Source organism: Asanoa hainanensis (assembly GCF_900188485.1).
Lineage (GTDB): Bacteria > Actinomycetota > Actinomycetes > Mycobacteriales > Micromonosporaceae > Asanoa > Asanoa hainanensis.
Map to the genome: position 1 here is coordinate 562,867 of NZ_FZPH01000003.1, position 16,517 is coordinate 579,383.

The 16,517-nt window shown below is 69.1% G+C and carries 16 protein-coding genes; 9 read left to right on the forward strand and 7 right to left on the reverse strand.

Annotated features, from left to right (window positions below):
* The first annotated feature begins 110 nt into the window (after positions 1 to 110).
* Genes CHC05_RS10180 through CHC05_RS10190 form a run of 3 tightly spaced genes read left to right on the forward strand, consistent with a single transcriptional unit; the run spans position 111 to position 3,884 of the window.
* The gene (locus CHC05_RS10180; RefSeq protein ID WP_089247108.1) at positions 111 to 914 is read left to right on the forward strand and encodes a hypothetical protein; all 804 of its coding nucleotides are present in this window, start codon (positions 111 to 113) and stop codon (positions 912 to 914) included.
* 10 nt (positions 915 to 924) lie between these two features.
* Positions 925 to 2,835: a fumarate reductase/succinate dehydrogenase flavoprotein subunit gene (locus CHC05_RS10185; RefSeq protein WP_089247110.1), complete on the forward strand. Its 1,911-nt coding sequence runs from the start codon at positions 925 to 927 to the stop codon at positions 2,833 to 2,835.
* The gene (locus tag CHC05_RS10190) at positions 2,835 to 3,884 is read left to right on the forward strand and encodes a succinate dehydrogenase/fumarate reductase iron-sulfur subunit (RefSeq protein ID WP_089247112.1); all 1,050 of its coding nucleotides are present in this window, start codon (positions 2,835 to 2,837) and stop codon (positions 3,882 to 3,884) included. Before CHC05_RS10185 ends, CHC05_RS10190 begins: the two co-directional genes overlap by 1 nt.
* Before the next feature lie 81 nt (positions 3,885 to 3,965).
* Here CHC05_RS10190 and CHC05_RS10195 read toward each other — a convergent pair whose 3' ends face one another.
* On the reverse strand, positions 3,966 to 4,403 hold the full coding sequence (locus CHC05_RS10195; RefSeq protein ID WP_089247531.1) for a (deoxy)nucleoside triphosphate pyrophosphohydrolase: 438 nt from the start codon (positions 4,401 to 4,403) through the stop codon (positions 3,966 to 3,968).
* 180 nt (positions 4,404 to 4,583) lie between these two features.
* On the opposite strand from CHC05_RS10195, the gene CHC05_RS10200 reads away from it, so the two are divergent.
* Positions 4,584 to 4,895 (forward strand): 4a-hydroxytetrahydrobiopterin dehydratase, encoded by a 312-nt coding sequence (locus CHC05_RS10200; RefSeq protein WP_089247533.1) that lies wholly within the window; start codon positions 4,584 to 4,586, stop codon positions 4,893 to 4,895.
* Positions 4,896 to 5,000: 105 nt separating this feature from the next.
* On the opposite strand, the gene CHC05_RS10205 is transcribed toward CHC05_RS10200, so the two are convergent.
* The gene (locus CHC05_RS10205; RefSeq protein ID WP_089247114.1) at positions 5,001 to 5,759 is read right to left on the reverse strand and encodes an SDR family NAD(P)-dependent oxidoreductase; all 759 of its coding nucleotides are present in this window, start codon (positions 5,757 to 5,759) and stop codon (positions 5,001 to 5,003) included.
* A gap of 80 nt (positions 5,760 to 5,839) precedes the next feature.
* On the opposite strand from CHC05_RS10205, the gene CHC05_RS10210 reads away from it, so the two are divergent.
* Positions 5,840 to 6,211, forward strand: a complete 372-nt coding sequence (locus CHC05_RS10210) for a PH domain-containing protein (protein ID WP_089247116.1) — start codon at positions 5,840 to 5,842, stop codon at positions 6,209 to 6,211.
* Here the strand turns inward: CHC05_RS10210 and CHC05_RS10215 are convergent.
* The 5 genes from CHC05_RS10215 to CHC05_RS10230 form a co-directional block, all read right to left on the reverse strand.
* Positions 6,201 to 6,461, reverse strand: coding sequence for a YciI family protein (locus CHC05_RS10215; protein ID WP_089247118.1), 261 nt, complete (start codon positions 6,459 to 6,461; stop codon positions 6,201 to 6,203). The two genes, CHC05_RS10210 and CHC05_RS10215, sit on opposite strands and share 11 nt — an antisense overlap.
* Positions 6,462 to 6,542: 81 nt before the next feature.
* A complete protein-coding gene (locus CHC05_RS43405) occupies positions 6,543 to 6,920 on the reverse strand; it encodes a PIN-like domain-containing protein (protein WP_179266114.1) in 378 nt (125 codons plus the stop codon).
* Positions 6,883 to 7,530, reverse strand: a complete 648-nt coding sequence (locus tag CHC05_RS10220; RefSeq protein ID WP_089247535.1) for a DUF433 domain-containing protein — start codon at positions 7,528 to 7,530, stop codon at positions 6,883 to 6,885. Before CHC05_RS10220 ends, CHC05_RS43405 begins: the two co-directional genes overlap by 38 nt.
* 86 nt (positions 7,531 to 7,616) lie before the next feature.
* Positions 7,617 to 8,702: a redox-regulated ATPase YchF gene (gene ychF, locus CHC05_RS10225; protein WP_089247120.1), complete on the reverse strand. Its 1,086-nt coding sequence runs from the start codon at positions 8,700 to 8,702 to the stop codon at positions 7,617 to 7,619.
* Positions 8,703 to 9,704: 1,002 nt separating this feature from the next.
* Positions 9,705 to 10,796 carry an MBL fold metallo-hydrolase gene (locus CHC05_RS10230; protein WP_245870751.1) on the reverse strand — a complete coding sequence of 364 codons (1,092 nt, stop codon included), beginning with the start codon at positions 10,794 to 10,796 and terminating at the stop codon, positions 9,705 to 9,707.
* A 110-nt stretch (positions 10,797 to 10,906) separates the two neighbouring features.
* Here CHC05_RS10230 and CHC05_RS10235 point away from each other — a divergent pair, with 110 nt between their 5' ends.
* The 4 genes from CHC05_RS10235 to CHC05_RS10250 are packed head-to-tail and all read left to right on the forward strand — an operon-like array spanning position 10,907 to position 16,439.
* A complete protein-coding gene (locus tag CHC05_RS10235; RefSeq protein ID WP_089247122.1) occupies positions 10,907 to 12,325 on the forward strand; it encodes a DNA-3-methyladenine glycosylase 2 family protein in 1,419 nt (472 codons plus the stop codon).
* A gap of 11 nt (positions 12,326 to 12,336) precedes the next feature.
* The gene (locus CHC05_RS10240; protein ID WP_089247539.1) at positions 12,337 to 12,813 is read left to right on the forward strand and encodes a methylated-DNA--[protein]-cysteine S-methyltransferase; all 477 of its coding nucleotides are present in this window, start codon (positions 12,337 to 12,339) and stop codon (positions 12,811 to 12,813) included.
* Positions 12,814 to 12,840: 27 nt separating this feature from the next.
* Positions 12,841 to 14,604 carry an ABC transporter ATP-binding protein gene (locus CHC05_RS10245; RefSeq protein WP_089247124.1) on the forward strand — a complete coding sequence of 588 codons (1,764 nt, stop codon included), beginning with the start codon at positions 12,841 to 12,843 and terminating at the stop codon, positions 14,602 to 14,604.
* Positions 14,601 to 16,439: an ABC transporter ATP-binding protein gene (locus CHC05_RS10250; protein ID WP_089247126.1), complete on the forward strand. Its 1,839-nt coding sequence runs from the start codon at positions 14,601 to 14,603 to the stop codon at positions 16,437 to 16,439. The genes CHC05_RS10245 and CHC05_RS10250 overlap by 4 nt, the downstream gene beginning before the upstream one ends.
* Positions 16,440 to 16,517: the final 78 nt, after the last annotated feature.

Below are 16,517 nucleotides of genomic sequence, written 5' to 3' on the forward strand. Positions count from 1 at the left end.
GCGGATTGATCACACCCGCTGGCACCTCTTGGAGCCGCTTGTTTCCCCCGGCGTAACGTGTGCACCGTCACGCGCCGGCCAGCGGCCATAAGAACCTTGCGGGAGACTTCATGACGACAACGGCGACGAGGCCGGTCGGGGCGCAGGCGCGCGCCTCGATTTCGGCTCGGACGTTGCGTACGGATCGATGGTGGATAGCGCCCCTCATCACCGTGATCGGGCTGAGCGCCTGGATCGCCTACGCGACCGTCCGGGTCTACATGCACAAGTGGTTCTTCGTGGAGGACTACCACTACCTGACGCCGTTCTATTCGCCCTGTCTTACCGACAGGTGCGGCGACGCGGCGGAGTTCGGCACCTTCCTGCCGAACTGGTGGATCATCCCGGAGGCGGCCCTCACGCTGCCGTTCCTGCTGCTCTTCCGGCTGACGTGCTACTACTACCGCAAGGCGTACTACCGGTCGTTCTGGCTTTCCCCGCCGGCCTGCGCGGTGCCCGACGGGCACAAGACCTACTCCGGCGAGACGCGCTTCCCGCTGATTTTCCAGAACGCTCACCGGTACGCGTTCTACGCCGCCGGCATCATCTCGGTCATCAACACCTGGGATGCCATCAAGGCGTTCCACAGCCCCGAGGGATTCGGCTTCGGGCTCGGCAACCTCATTCTTATTTTGAATGTGGTCATGCTCTGGGCCTATACGCTCTCCTGCCACTCGTGCCGGCACATCGCGGGCGGGCGGCTCAAGCACTTCTCCCGCCACCCGGTGCGTTACCGCTTCTGGACGTTCGTGTCCAAGCTGAACACCCGGCACATGCAGCTGGCCTGGATCACTCTCGCGACGCTCGCCATCACGGACTTCTACATCATGGCGGTCTCGGCGGGATGGTTCGGCGACGTGCGGTTCATCAACTGAGGCGACTGACATGACTGAGCGAATCGAACGACACCACTACGACGTCGTCGTGATCGGCGCCGGCGGCGCCGGCCTCCGGGCGGCGATCGAGGCACGGCTGGCCGGCAAGCGGGTCGCCATCATCTCCAAGTCGCTGTTCGGCAAGGCCCACACGGTGATGGCCGAGGGTGGCGCCGCCGCGGCGATGGGCAACGCGAACTCGCGCGACAACTGGCAGGTGCACTTCCGCGACACCATGCGCGGCGGCAAGTTCCTCAACAACTTCCGGATGGCCGAGCTGCACGCCAAGGAGGCGCCGCAGCGGATCTGGGAGCTGGAGACCTACGGCGCGCTGTTCGACCGCACGCCGGACGGCAAGATCTCGCAGCGCAACTTCGGCGGCCACGAGTACCCCCGCCTCGCGCACGTCGGTGACCGCACCGGCCTGGAGCTGATCCGCACGCTCCAGCAGAAGATCGTGTCGCTGCAGCAGGAGGACAAGCGCGAGTTCGGCGACTACGACGCCCGGATCCGGGTGTTCGCCGAGACCACGATCACCGAGCTCCTGCTCGACGGCGACCGGATCGCCGGCGCGTTCGGCTACTACCGCGAGTCCGGCGACTTCCTGCTGCTGCAGGCGCCCGCGGTGGTGCTGGCGACGGGCGGCGTCGGCCGGTCCTACAAGGTCACGTCGAACTCCTGGGAATACACGGGCGACGGCCACGCGCTGGCCCTGCGCGCCGGCGCGACGCTGATCAACATGGAGTTCCTCCAGTTCCACCCGACCGGCATGGTCTGGCCGCCCTCGGTCAAGGGCATCCTGGTCACCGAGTCGGTCCGCGGCGACGGCGGCGTCCTCAAGAACTCCGAGGGCAAGCGGTTCATGTTCCAGTACGTCCCCGACGTCTTCCGCAAGCAGTACGCGGAGACCGAGGAGGAGGCGGACCGCTGGTACACCGACCCGGACAACAACCGGCGCCCGCCGGAGCTGCTGCCCCGGGACGAGGTCGCCCGCGCGATCAACAACGAGGTCAAGGAGGGTCGCGGCACCCCGGCCGGCGGCATCTACCTCGACATCGCATCGCGTCGCTCGGCGGAGTACATCCAGAAGCGCCTGCCGTCGATGTACCACCAGTTCAAGGAGCTGGCGGACGTCGACATCACCAAGGAGCCGATGGAGATCGGCCCGACCTGCCACTACGTGATGGGCGGCGTCGAGGTCGACCCCGACTCCGGCGCGGCGATGGGGCACGTGCAGGGCCTGTTCGCGGCCGGCGAGGTGTCCGGCGGCATGCACGGCTCCAACCGGCTCGGCGGCAACTCGCTGTCCGACCTGCTGGTGTTCGGCAAACGGGCCGGCGAGTACGCGGCGAGCTACGTCGACGGCATCGAGAAGCGTCCGACCGTGCCCGCGGCCGACGTGGAGGCGGCCGTCGACACGGCGCTCGCCCCGCTCACGCGGGAAGCCGGCGAGAACCCGTACAAGCTGCAGCAGGATCTTCAGGCCGTGATGGGCGACCTGGTCGGCATCATCCGCCGCAAGGGCGAGCTCGAAGACGCCCTGACCCGGCTCGCCGAGCTGCGCGAGCGGGTCGCCAAGGTCGGCACGACCGGCGGCCGTCGCTACAACCCGGGCTGGCACCTGGCCCTGGACCTGCGCAACATGCTGGTGGTCTCCGAGTGCACCGCCAAGGCGGCGCTGGAGCGGGAGGAGTCGCGGGGCGGCCACACCCGCGAGGACTTCCCCGCGATGTCCGCGAAGTGGCGGACGGTCAACCTCGTCTGCTCCCTCGACGGCGACAAGGTCCGGCTCGAGCACAAGCCGCTGCCGAAGATCCGTCCGGAGCTGATCGGGCTGTTCGACCGCACCGAGCTTTCGAAGTACCTCACCGAGGAAGAGCTGGCGGACTTCGACGCGTCTGCCGAAGGGGCTGGCAAGTAATGGGAGAGAAGCGCCAATTCAAGGTTTGGCGGGGTGACGAGACCGGCGGCGACCTGCAGGACTACCAGGTCGAGGTCAACGAGGGTGAGGTCGTCCTCGACATCATCCACCGGCTCCAGGCCACCGAGGCGCCCGACCTCGCCTGTCGCTGGAACTGCAAGGCCGGTAAGTGCGGCTCGTGCTCGATGGAGATCAACGGCATGCCGCGGCTGGGCTGCATGACCCGGATGTCGACCTTCTCCGAGACCGAGACGATCACCGTGACGCCGCTGCGGACGTTCCCGGTGATCCGGGACCTCGTCACGGACGTCTCGTTCAACTACGAGAAGGCCCGGGAGACGCCCGCCTTCGCGCCGCCGGTCGGTGTCGCGCCGGGTGAGTACCGGATGCAGCAGGTCGACGTCGAGCGCTCGCAGGAGTTCCGGAAGTGCATCGAGTGCTTCCTGTGCCAGAACACGTGCCACGTGGTACGCGACCACGACGAGAACAAGAACGCGTTCTCGGGTCCGCGCTACTTCATCCGCGCCGCCGAGCTGGATATGCATCCATTGGACGCGCGGGAAGACCGGAAGACGTACGCTCAGCAGCATCAGGGTCTCGGGTACTGCAACATCACGAAGTGCTGCACCGAGGTGTGCCCTGAGCACATCAAGATCACCGACAACGCGATCATTCCGATGAAGGAGCGCGTGGTGGACCGTAAATACGATCCGCTGGTGTGGCTGGGCAGCAAGATCTTCCGCCGGCACCCCGACGACGACGAGTTGGTACAGTCCGGCTCCAGCCATGCGGTTTCCGCGGGCCCCGCCATGACCGGCGTGGACCTTCCGGACGCACACGAACGCACCGAGGAGCAGGAAGTGGAACGAGGCGTCAACTGGCACCGGCGGGTCGGGCCCGCGCAGCTTCCGGCGGTGGGCGCCAACGGCCGCCTGGGCGTCAGCGAGGCCGCGTTCGACCGGTCCGGTGCCGCGTCCCCGTTCGGCGACGACGTGGAGTTCCCGCTGCCGCCGCGCGACCTGAACTACGCGCACCCGGACCAGGACTGAGCTTTTAGAAAGGCCCCCGGCTTCGGCTGGGGGCCTTTTGCTGTCCGTACGCGCGCCCGGCACCGGCCTTTGCCGGCCTTGTCAGTCCAGCCAGGGCCCCGCGCGGAGGGCCGCCACGATCGGGGCGTCGGCCGGGAGCCAGGCGACGTCGTCGAGCTCGTCGCGGCCCAGCCAGCGCAGGGCGGCATGCTCCAACGGCTTCGGGTCGCCGTCAACCAGTCGTGCGGCGAAAATCTTCAATACGGTACGGCGGTGCCCTAACGGGATATCGTCGCCGATGCGATCACCGACCGCGATCCGCACACCCAGTTCTTCCTGGCATTCCCGCACGAGTGCACCGGTCTCGGACTCACCCGGCTCGACCTTCCCGCCGGGAAACTCCCACATGCCGGCCAATTCCGGAGGATGCGCTCGGGCACAGGCCAAAACTTTACGCTCAGCAACGATAGCGGCACCGACGATGACGAGGATGGTCGCACTCCCCCGGCTGACGGACGGACTAGGACTTTCGGCGTGCACGACCAACCAGCGTGCCAGATGAAATGTCGTTTCGGGTGCCGGAGCCGTCCCCTAGGTCACCACAAGGGGGAAATGTGGGCGTGGACACCGGGGCCGGTCAGCGAAAGACTGAGGGCACCGAACCATGACGAGATGGCGGCGATTTGGCCACAAGCCGGCAACGACGCCTGGGAGGTGTGGATGCGAGCCCTGTGGAACGGTCGGGCCCGAGGCGACTACCTGTCAGACGCGCTCGCCCTGCTGGCCGGCTGGTCGCGCGAAGACAAGCAGCTCAAGCGGGTCTTCCAGCTCGACAACTCGCAGCACAGCGATCTCACCGAACGGGTGAAGGTCTGCGCCGACGCACTCCACCTCAGGGCTGAAATCCGCCGTCTCGATGGTTACACACAGGTCAAGCTCGCGGCCGCCGACGGGGTATCGCTCACGGAACGCGAAGTGACGCTCGCGGCGCGCATCGAAGACGCCTACCGGCTCGTCCTCAACGAGGAGTAGCCGGCGGGTGACCTACCGCCACTCGCTGCTGTGGGTATCCGGCGCCACTCTCGTGGGTTGTATTGTGGCCCTTCCTCGTCACCGACGGTTACGAAGCGGTCGCCGTCACGTACGCAGGTAGGAAGCGCCGTTGATGTCGATGACCCCGCCGGTCATCGACTCCGTGCCCGGGGTCGCCAGGAAGACCACCAGCTTCGCCACCTCGTCGACGTCGGCGATGCGCCCGATCGCGGTCTCGTTGCGGATCGCCTCGCCGCGGGGCCCGTTGAGGTAGGGCGCGGCCATGTCCGTGTCTACGTACCCGGGAGCGACCGCGGTGACGTAGATGTTGTGCTGGCCGAGCGCCTTGGCCAGCGACTGGCTGAGGCTGTTGAGCCCGGCCTTGCTCGCGCCGTAGGCGGGATGGGTCGGCTCACCCCGGAACGCGCCCCGCGAGGTGATGTTGACGATCCGCCCACCGCCGGCGGCGACCATGTGCGGGACGACCTCGTGGATCAGGTTGGCGGGCCCGGTCAGGTTGGTGTCCATCGTCCGCCGCCAAACCTCCTGCCACTGCTCGTAGGAGGTCTCGAGAACAGGATGCGGCTCGTAGGTCCCGGCGTTGTTGACCAGGACCCCGATCGTGCCGTGCCGCGCGACGACCTGGTCGACGAGCTCCTTGATCTGCGCGGGGTCCTTGAGATCGGCGGGCCGCATCTCGTGGTTTCCCGGGCCGAGACTGTCCAATGTCTCCTGCGCGGCGGCCTTGTTGGTGCCGTAATGCACGACCACCGTCGCGCCGCTGGCCGCGAGCTGTTGGGCCGCCGCCCGCCCGATCCCCCGCGAGCCGCCCGTCACCAACGCCACCACACCATCGAGACCCATGCGGACAGCATGCCGGCCCTCGCCGGTGCTGCCTAGCGTGAGAAATCTCGTCCTTGACCGTGGCCCTTAGCGTCGGTTCTATGACGACCACGAACGCCAAGTACGACCGGAAAGAGCAGTTGCGGCAGATCGAGAGCGGGCTGCTGCAGGGCGAGGAGGTCATCGCGGTCTACGACGCGATCGGCGCAGGCACGGGTTTCATCGGCGTCACCAACCGCCGCGTGATCGTGCAGGACAAGTCGTTCATCGGCAAGAAGGTCGCGATCACGAGCATCCCGTACGCGAAGATCACCAGCGTGAGCGTGGTCAGCAACAAGTCGTGGGGCGGCGCGTTCTTCTCGACGGGCTCGATCGCCATCCACGTGGGCGCGCACACGTACGAGGTCGAGTTCCGCGGCTCCGACAAGGCCCACCACGTCCACAACGTCGTGCTGCACTACATCAGCGGATGACGGGGTTCCACTCCCGCTTGGCAGCGATCGTGACGCCTGGGGCGCGGTAGTAAGGGTCGGCGGCGACAAGCGCCTCGAACTCGTCTTCGGTGTCCACGTCGAAGATCAGCAGGGCACCGGACTCATCGGCGTACGGCCCGGCCATCGCAACCTTCCCACGCTCCTTGAGGGCAGCGAGAACTTCCCGGTGCGCGGGCCGGTGCTCCAGCCGCTCGGGGTTGCCGTCGAAGGCGAGCTCGAGCAGGTACATGCGGTCATCCCCTAGCTTGTCGGAGCGGAACCAATCTTGTTCAGCCCACGCGCTTCCGTCTTGGCGTGCCGAACTCGTGAACTACGAAAAGCCTACTTGTCGATCACGTGCGTGCTGGTGGATCACCCGACGATGCGACTCGAAGCGGGCGGCCTTGGCACTCGTTGAAAGGTTGGCGCTGTCGAGGCAGTGCACGCAGCCGCGATACCGCTCGAGAAGTCTGCGAACGACGGGTTGCCGGGAGATGCGCTCGTCTTGGGTGAGCAGCGACCACCCACGACGAAGGCCGTGCTCGATCCACTCGTCGTCCCCCACTCGCTGCGCGTCGTTGGGAAAATGGTCCCCGATGACGTGCACGAGCCAACCCCACTCAATGAGAAGCGCCGGCGCCCGCCGACCGAGACACCGGTCCGCGAAGAACTCAGGCGGCGACTCTGATGAGCGCCTCGACCTGCTCAACGCTCAACCCGTATTCGTCAGCGACAGTTTCGGTGGTCTCTCCGCCTCGCCACATACCAACCACGGCGTCGACGGTCACTCTTGCCGGCTCCACGATCGGCGCACCCCACGCGAATCGCGGGTCAATGACGACCCGGGCGATGGCGGGATCGTATCGGCGCAGAACAAGACGCTGCGCGAAGCCGTCGTTGTCCCAGCTCACGTACTTCAAGTAGTCCTCGACGATCCCCCGGATCGGGATCTGCCGATCGGCCGCGCGAGCAAGCTCGTCACTGTCGAGGTAGTGAATGAAAACGTCGATGCCATCCGTAGCGATGCGTCGGGTGGCAAGGCCGTATTCGGTGCCGAAGGTGGCACGAACCTCGGCGGCCGCATCAGCGATGGCGCGAGGCGAGAGACCCAGGTCGCGGAGCGCGCGCAGCACATAAGCCTCGACCAGCGCGATGAAGGGCACAGAGGGCCACCCACGCTTCTCGGGTGGGACGCTGTGAACAAGCGGCGGCCTGTCGTTCTCCGGGCGGAGCCACCGGTACATCGTCCGCTCGGGGATCTGGAGGTGAGTCGCCGCTTCGTAGGGCGTCACCAGAGGGACCGAGAATTTGTCGACCATGTCCCCTCCCCCCGGCATCGCCCATCGGATTGGCAGTAGTTTAGCCAATCACTACCTGGTCAGGAGGCCCACGACGGCCTGATCGGCTAAACGTTGAAGCGGAACTCGACGACGTCGCCGTCCTGCATTGTGTAGTCCTTGCCTTCGATGCGGACCTTGCCTGCTGCCTTGGCCGCGCTCATGTTGCCTGCTGCCATCAAGTCGTCGTAGGAGACGATCTCGGCCTTGATGAAGCCGCGCTGGAAGTCTGAGTGGATCACGCCGGCGGCTTCCGGGGCGGTGGCGCCGACCGGGATCGTCCAGGCGCGGGATTCCTTCGGGCCGGCGGTCAGGTAGGTCTGCAGGCCCAGCGTCCGGAATCCCACCCGGATGAGCTGGTTGAGGCCCGGCTCGGGCTGGCCGATCGACTCCAGCAGCTCGCGCGCCTCGTCCTCGGGCAGGTCGATCAGCTCGGACTCGACCTTGGCGTCCATGAAGACGGCCTCGGCCGGAGCGACCAGGGCCCGGAGCTCGTCGAGGAACGCGGCGTTGTTGAGCTCTTCCTCGTCGACGTTGAACACGTACAGGAAGGGCTTCGTGGTCAGCAGGTGCAGCTCGCGGAGCTCGTCCACCTCGATGCCGGCGGCCGCCGCACCCGCGTAGAGGGTCACGCCGGTGTCGAGCAGCTCGGCGGCGGCCTTGGCCGCGGTGACCATCGCCGCGCGGTCCTTGCGGAGCTTCGCTTCCTTCTCCAGCCGCGGCAGCGCCTTCTCGATCGTCTGGAGGTCCGCCAGGATCAGCTCGGTGTTGATCGTCTCGATGTCGTCGGCCGGGGACACCTTGCCGTCGACGTGGACCACGTTGGGGTCCGAGAAGGCCCGCACGACCTGGCAGATCGCGGACGCGTCGCGGATGTTGGCGAGGAACGCGTTGCCCCGCCCCTGGCCCTTGGACGCGCCGCGAACCAGCCCCGCGATGTCGACGAACGAGACGGGGGCGGGCACGATCTTCTGCGAGTCGTACAGGGCGCCCAGCTTGGGCAGCCGCTCATCCGGCAACCCCACAACACCGACATTCGGCTCGATGGTTGCGAATGGGTAGTTCGCCGCAAGCACGTCGTTCTTCGTCAGTGCATTGAACAGCGTGCTCTTGCCGACGTTGGGCAGGCCGACGATCCCGATGGTCAGACTCACAACAGACCAGCTTACGCAGGGCGCTCCAGACCTCCATCCGGGGCGTGGGCGATCAAGAGATCAAGATCGAGCCGGGGGCGATCGTGGCCCGATCGACGGCTCGACGCAGAGCGGGTCGGGGCTGGTGCCCGATCAGGTGAGTTGCTTGTCCCCCGATGCCTGGCTGCGGCGGTGGCCATGATCGGGTGCAGCGCATCGGGTGGACGCGGTGTTCAAACCATGATCGGGTGCGCCTCATCTGGACGACGCGCGGCACTAGCGCCAGACCAGCTGCACCCGATCATGGCAGGGGGCCCGGAACACCCAGATGACGTGCACACGATCACCAGGACGGGTCCGGGCCTGGGTTTCGTGCGGCCCGGGGCCAGACGCGGGGGCCAGGCCAGGCGCGGGGCCGGGCGAGGCGCGGCCCACGCCAGGCCGGGGGCTAGGCCAGACGCAGCCCAGGCTAGACGCGGGGGCCAGGCCAGACGCGGGGGCCAGGCCAGACGCGGGGGCCAGGCCAGACGCGCCCCAGCCCAGACGCGCCCCAGCCCAGACGCGCCCCAGCCCAGACGCGCCCCAGCCCAGACGCGCCCCAGCCCAGACGCGGGCCAGGCCAGACGCGGGCCAGGCCAGGCGCGGGCCAGGCCAGGCGCGGGCCCGTCAGGGCGACGGTTTGATCTGTGTCGCGGGCTATTCGCCGGGCGAGCCACGTCTGGTCTGGCCCGCGCGGTTTGAGTCGCGCATGGTCGTGCTGTGGGCTCGTTGGAGTTCGGTGGTCGGGTTTCCGGGGCTTTGCCCCGGTCCCCGCCCGAGCTGCGGGGACCCAGGGGGAGGGAGGGGCGGGTCCCGTTGTCGGGCTTCGAAAGGGCATCAGGATCTCCGGGCGGTGACAAGGTCGTACGTCCGGTGGGGCGCTCCACCTTGTCACCGCCCGCAGATCCTGATTTGTGGGCTACGCCCGACAACGGGACCCGCCCCTAGGGTGGGGGTTTGTTTGTCGCTTGGGTCAGGGCGGGGTCAGGCGATCGCCTGCCACCAGCCGTCGACTGCGGGTGGGGCGTCTACGTCGACTCGCTCGCCCGGGCGCGGCACCGCTAGCGTTACGCCCTCGGCCTTCGCTTCGGACCATAGGCGGTCTGCTGGCTCTGACCAGTCGTGGAAGGCCAGCACGAACGTGCCCCAGTGCAGCGGGATCAAGAGCTCGCCGCGGACCGCCTGGTGGGCCCGGACCGCCTCCTCCGGCGTCATGTGGATGTCGGGCCAGCCCTCGCCGTAGGCGCCGATCTGCATCAGCGTCGCGTCGAACGGGCCGTGCGCCGCGCCGATCTCGGCGTAGCCGTCGAAGTAGCCTGAGTCGCCCGTGTAGAAGACCTTGCGGCCGTGGCCCGCGATCACCCACGACGCCCATAGGGTTTCGTCTCTGGCCAGGCCTCGGCCCGAGAAGTGGCGGGCTTCTGTCGCGGTCAGGGTCAAGCCCGCTACCGTGATCGACTCGTCCCAGTCGAGCTCGATCACGCGCTCCGGTGGGATGCCCCAGCGGGCGAAGTGTGCGCCGACGCCCAGTGGCACCACGAATGGGGCCGTCGAGATGCGGGCCAGCTCGGAGATCGACGGCAGGTCCAGGTGGTCGTAGTGGTCGTGCGAGATCACGATCGCCGCGAGGGCGGGCAGCTCGTAGAGATCCACCGGTGGCTCGTGCAGGCGGCGCGGGCCGACCAGGTGGGACGGGGAGCAGCGGTCGCTCCACACCGGATCGAACAGGACCCGGTCGCCGTTGATCTCCACCAGCGCGGACGAGTGCCCGTACCAGGTGATGTGTAGGCCCTCGGTCGTGGCGTGCGACGGGGCCGCCAGCGGGATCGGTAGGCGGGGCTTGCGGCGCTCCCGGTCGCGTAGGAACGAGCTGAGCATCGAGCCGCCCGGCTGGGTCAGCGTGCGGGCGGGGACCCGGTTGTGGAACTTGCCGTCGCGCCACTGTGGCGACGGGGCGACCCGGCGCTCCTCGGGGCTGGCTCCCATCGCCCGCGGCACGTCACGTGCCGCCCAGGCCAGCGCCGCCGCGGCGGCACCAAGGAGACCCAACGCCAAAGTCGACTTCTTCGCAGCCATGAACACAAGTGTGCAGCAACGCACCGACAAAAACCTGAGCGTCCACACAGCGAACGGCCATGTCCGAATCCCGCGAGCCAGCGGGGCCGCGGCGAGGCAGGATCGATGGCATGGAGTTGGAGTTCGAGCGCTGCTACCGCGCAGTCGACAGCCGTGACCAGCGGTTCGACGGCTGGTTCTACACGGCCGTCACGTCGACCGGGATCTACTGCAAGCCCTCCTGCCCGGCCATCACGCCAAAACGGGCAAACGTCCGCTTCTACCCCAGCGCCGCCGCTGCTCAGCGGGCCGGTTTCCGGGCCTGCCGGAGATGCCGGCCCGACGCGGCTCCGGGTTCACCCGAATGGGACGTGCGGGCCGACACGGTCGGTCGCGCGATGCGGCTCATCGGCGACGGCGTGGTCGACCGCGAGGGCGTGCCCGGGCTCGCCGCCAGGCTGGGCTACACCGAGCGCCACCTGCACCGGATGCTCACCGAGGAGCTCGGCGCGGGCCCGCTGGCGCTGGCCAGGGCCCAACGCGCCCAGACCGCCCGAATCCTGGTCGAGACCACCGACCTCGGCCTCGCGGAGATCGCCTTCGCGGCCGGCTTCGGCTCGGTGCGGCAGTTCAACGACACGATCAAGGAGGTGTACGGCGGCCCGCCCTCGACCCTCCGCGAGACAAAGACCAAAAAGAAGGAGGCCGGCGTCGTCAACCTCAGGCTCGCCTACCGCCCCCCGCTGCACGCCACCGCCCTGCTCGAGTTCCTCGCCGACCGCACCATCCCGGGCGTCGAGGAGGTCACGGACGGCACCTACCGCCGCACGCTGGCCCTGCCACACGGCCCGGGCGAGGTGGCCCTGACCCCGCTCCCCGGCCACGGCACCGGCGCGCACGTCGCTGCCACGCTGAAGCTCAAGGACGTGCGAGACCTGGCACCCGCGGTCGCCCGCTGCCGAAGGCTGCTCGACCTGGACGCCGACCCCGAAGCGATCGACGCGACGCTGGCGAAAGACCCGAAACTGACCAAGATCGTCGAGAAGGAGCCGGGGGTACGCGTCCCGCGAGCGGTCGACGGCTTCGAAACGGCGGTACGGGCGATCGTCGGCCAGCAGATCTCGGTGGCGGCGACCCGCACGATCCTCGGCCGGATCGCGGCCGCGACGGACGAACCCGGCTTCCCGAGCCCCGCGACGGTGGCGGAGCTACCCGACGAGGCCCTGCCGATGCCGGCCGCCCGAAGGGCCACGATCCGCGCCCTGGCCCGTGCGGCAGAAGACGGCACCGTCGACCTCGACCTCGCCGCCGACCGGGAGGAACTGGTCAACAGCCTGGTCGCGCTGCCGGGCATCGGCGCCTGGACGGCCGGCTACGTGGCGATGCGCGCCGCCGGCGACCCGGACGTCTTCCTGCCCACCGACCTGGCCGTCCGCCGGGGCGCGAAGAACCTCGGCCTGCCGGACGACCCGAAAGCACTGGAAGCGCACGCCGCGAACTGGCGGCCGTGGCGCTCGTACGCCCTGATCCGTCTCTGGAGGAACGCGTGAACACCACCACCATGTCCACCCCCACCGGCCCGCTGACCATCGTCGCGACCGACGCGGGCGTCGTGCGGGCCGCCGGCTTCACCGACAGCGTCGACGAGCTGATGGCCCTCGTACACCCGAGTCTGCGCGGGCATCCCCGAAAGCAAACGGACCTGGGCCCGATCAGCAAAGCAGTCGAGTCCTACTTGGACGGTGACCTGAGCGCGCTCGACACGATCGAGGTCGAGCAGGCCACCGGCGGCGACTTCCTCGGCCACGCCTGGGCGGTACTCCGCCAGGTCAAGCCCGGCGAACCGGTCACGTACACCGAGTTCGCGGAACTGGCCGGCCGCCCCACGGCGGTGAGGGCGGCCGCGCAGGCCTGCGCCCGCAACGCGATCGCGCCGTTCGTGCCGTGCCACCGGGTGCTGCGCACCGACGGCACCCTGGGCGGCTACCGCTACGGGCTGGACGTGAAAAAGTGGCTTCTCGGGCACGAGATGCGTTAGGACACTCGCAGCGTTTACCGTCACGGGGTGCGTACCAAAGGTGACCATCAGTCAGGGGTACGCAACCTGTGGCGGCTTCGCCGCTACCTCCGCCCCTACCGCCTCCAGTTCGCCTTCCTGATCCTCGCTGCCCTCGCCGGCACCGCCGTCGGCATCGCGGTGCCGCTGGTCATCCGCCGGGTCGTGGACGGGCCGATCGCCCACCACGACCCCGGCGGCCTGTTCGCGCTCGGGGCGCTGGCGCTGCTGTTCGGGGTCGCGGAGGCCACGCTCACCTTCATCCGCCGGTGGTCGCAGTCGAGCCAGGCGCTCGGCATGGAGGCCACGATCCGGCAGGACATCTACGCCCACCTCCAGCGGCTGCCGGTGGCCTTCCACGATCGCTGGCAGAGCGGCCAACTGCTGGCCCGGGTCACCGCCGACCTGTCGGTGATCCGCCGCTTCCTCTCCTTCGGGCTGCTGTTCCTGATCGTCAACCTGGCCACGTACGCCGTGGTGGTCGGCCTGTTGATCCGACTGCACTGGCCACTCGGGCTGCTGGTGGCCGCGAGCTCCGTGCCGCTGGTCGTGGTCAGTCGCCGGTTCACCCACACCTATCTGCGCACGTCGCGCCGGATGCAGGACGAGCAGGGCGACCTGGCCACCCAGGTCGAGGAGACGGCCCGGGGCCTGCGCACGGTGAAGTCGTTCGGCCGGCAGGCGTTCATGAGCGGCCAGTTCGGCAGCGGCGCCGACCGCCTGCGCGACACCGCCGTCGACAAGGGCCGCCAGCTCGCCGGCACCTCCGCCCAGTTCGACCTGGTGCCCAACCTGACCCTGGCGGCGGTGCTGGTGGCCGGCGCGGTGGAGGTCGCCGCCGGCCGGCTCACGATCGGCGAGCTCGTCGCCTTCGTCACGCTGCAGCTCATGCTGATCTGGCCGATCGAGTCGCTGGGCTGGATCATCGGCAACGCGCAGGAGGCGATGACCGCCTCGGACCGCATCTACGAGGTGCTCGACGCCCCACCCTCCATCGTGGACCGGCCTAACGCGGCGAAGGCCGCGAACGTCAAGGGCGAGGTGTGCTTCGACGACGTTTGGTTCAGCTATCCCGGCAGCGATCGACCGGTCCTGCGCGGCATCTCGCTGACCGTGCGGCCGGGCGAGACGCTCGCCGTGGTCGGCACCACCGGCTGCGGCAAGACCACCCTGGTCTCGTTGGTGCCCCGGCTCTACGACGTGACCTCGGGCCGGATCACCCTCGACGGCCGCGACATCCGCGACCTGCGGATGTGCTCGCTGCGCGAGGTGGTCGGCGTCGCGTTCGAGGAGCCGACGCTGTTCTCCATGTCGGTCCGGGAGAACCTGGCGCTGGGCCGCACCGACGCCACCGACGACGAGATCCACGAGGCGCTCGCACTGGCCCAGGCCGACTTCGTCGACGACCTGCCCTGGGGTCTCGACACCCGGGTCGGCGAGCAGGGGCTGTCGCTGTCCGGCGGCCAGCGGCAACGGCTCGCGCTGGCCCGGGCGATCCTGAGCCGGCCCCGGGTGCTGGTGCTCGACGACCCGCTGTCGGCGCTCGACGTGCACACCGAGGCGCTGGTCGAGAAGGCGCTGGCCGGGGTGCTCTCGGACACCACCGCGCTGCTCGTGGTGCACCGGCCGTCGACGATCGCCCTCGCCGACCGGGTCGCGCTGCTCGCCGGTGGGGTGATCGTCGCGACCGGCACGCACTCGGAGCTCCTGGCCACCGTCCCCGCGTACCGGGCGGTGCTCTCCGAGGCGGCCACCACCGCCGAGGCCGCATGACGGCCCACGCCTGGCGCGGCCGGGCCGCCGACCTCGATGCCGACCGGACAGCCGCCGAGGCCAGTGACCCCGCGGCGGTCGCGCGACTGCGGGTCCGCAGCCGGGTGCTGCTGGGTTCCCTGGTGCGCCCGCACCGGCGCGCGCTGGCCGCTACGGTCGTCCTGCTCCTGTTGCAGAGCGTCGCCGGCATGGCCGGTCCGTTCCTGGTAATGCTCGCGATCGACAAGGGCATCCCGCCGCTGCGCCAGGGTGACCCGACGATCCTGATCGAGGTCGGCCTGGCGTTCGTGGCGGCGTCGCTGACCGAGTACTTCGGCAAGCGCGGCTTCCTGCGGCTGTCCGCCCGGATCGGCCAGGACGTGGTGCGCGACCTGCGGCAACGGGTCTACGACCACTTCCAGCGGCTGTCGATCGGGTTCCACGAGCGCTACACGTCGGGCCGGATGGTGGCCCGGCTGACCAGCGACATGGACTCGATCAGCGAGCTGGTCGACGGCGGCATCGACGACCTCGTGCTGGCCGGCCTGTCGGTGGTCTCGGTGGCCGGGGTGCTGCTCTACCTCGACGCGCCACTGGCCCTGGTGACGCTGCTGACCTTCCCGTTCCTGCTGTTCCTGTCGCGCTGGTTCGCGCGCGCGTCGGCCGTGGCCTACCGGCGTACACGGGAAGCGGTCGCTCTGGTGATCGTCCACTTCGTCGAGTCGTTGGGCGGCATCCGGGCGGTGCACGCGTTCCGCCGCGAGCCGCGCAACCAGCAGATCTTCGACGAGCTCAACAACGACTACCGGGTGGCGTCGCTGCGCGCGTTCCGGCTGATCGCGGTCTACTCGCCGAGCATCAAGCTGATCGGCAACGTGGCGATCGCCGGTGTGCTGACGTTCGGTGGCTGGCAGGTGCTGCACGGCCGCACGGCGATCGGGGTGCTGGCCGCGTTCCTGCTCTACCTGCGCCGGTTCTTCGAGCCGATGCAGGAGCTGAGCCAGTTCTACAACGCGTTGCAGTCAGCCACGGCGGCGCTGGAGAAGCTGGCCGGCGTGCTCGACGAGCGGCCGGCGGTGCCGGAGCCAGCCCGCGCGGTGCCGCTGCCACCGGCCGCCGGCGGTCGGTCGATCACCTTCCAGCAGGTCACCTTCGGCTACCGCGACGGCCCACCGGTGCTGGCCGACTTCACGATCGAGATCCCGGCTGGCCAGATCGTGGCGTTGGTCGGTGCCACGGGCGCCGGCAAGTCGACGGTGGCCAAGCTGGTGGCGCGGTTCTACGACCCGGACGCGGGCACGGTCCGGCTCGACGGCGTCGACCTCCGCGACGTGGGCGACACCGACCTGCGCCGGGCCGTCGTCATGGTCACGCAGGAAAACCACCTGTTCGCGGGTACGGTCGCCGACAACCTGCGCTTCGGCCGCCCCGACGCGACGGACGCGGAGGTGGTGGCGGCCGCCCGGGCGATCGGCGCGCACGAGTTCGTCGCCGCGCTGCCGGAGGGCTACGACACCGACGTACACCGGCGCGGCGGGCGGTTGTCGGCCGGCCAGCGACAGCTCGTGGCGTTCGCGCGGGCGTTCCTGGCCGACCCCGGCGTGCTGATCCTCGACGAGGCCACGTCGTCGCTGGACGTGCCGACGGAACGACTCGTCCAGCGGGCGCTGCGCACCATCCTGCGCCAACGCACCGCCCTGGTGATCGCGCACCGCCTGTCCACGGTCGAGATCGCCGACCGCGTCCTGGTCGTCGACGACGGCCGGGTGGTCGAGGACGGTCCACCGAGCCGCCTGATCACCGGCGGCGGCCGCTACGCCAGGCTGCACACCCAATGGCAGGACTCTCTGCTGTGACCGCAGCGCGCTGGGTAACCACCGCTGAGCGGGGGCTGGGCGGTTGCTGGCAGACCAGTGTGAATTTGGCCCGGTAGC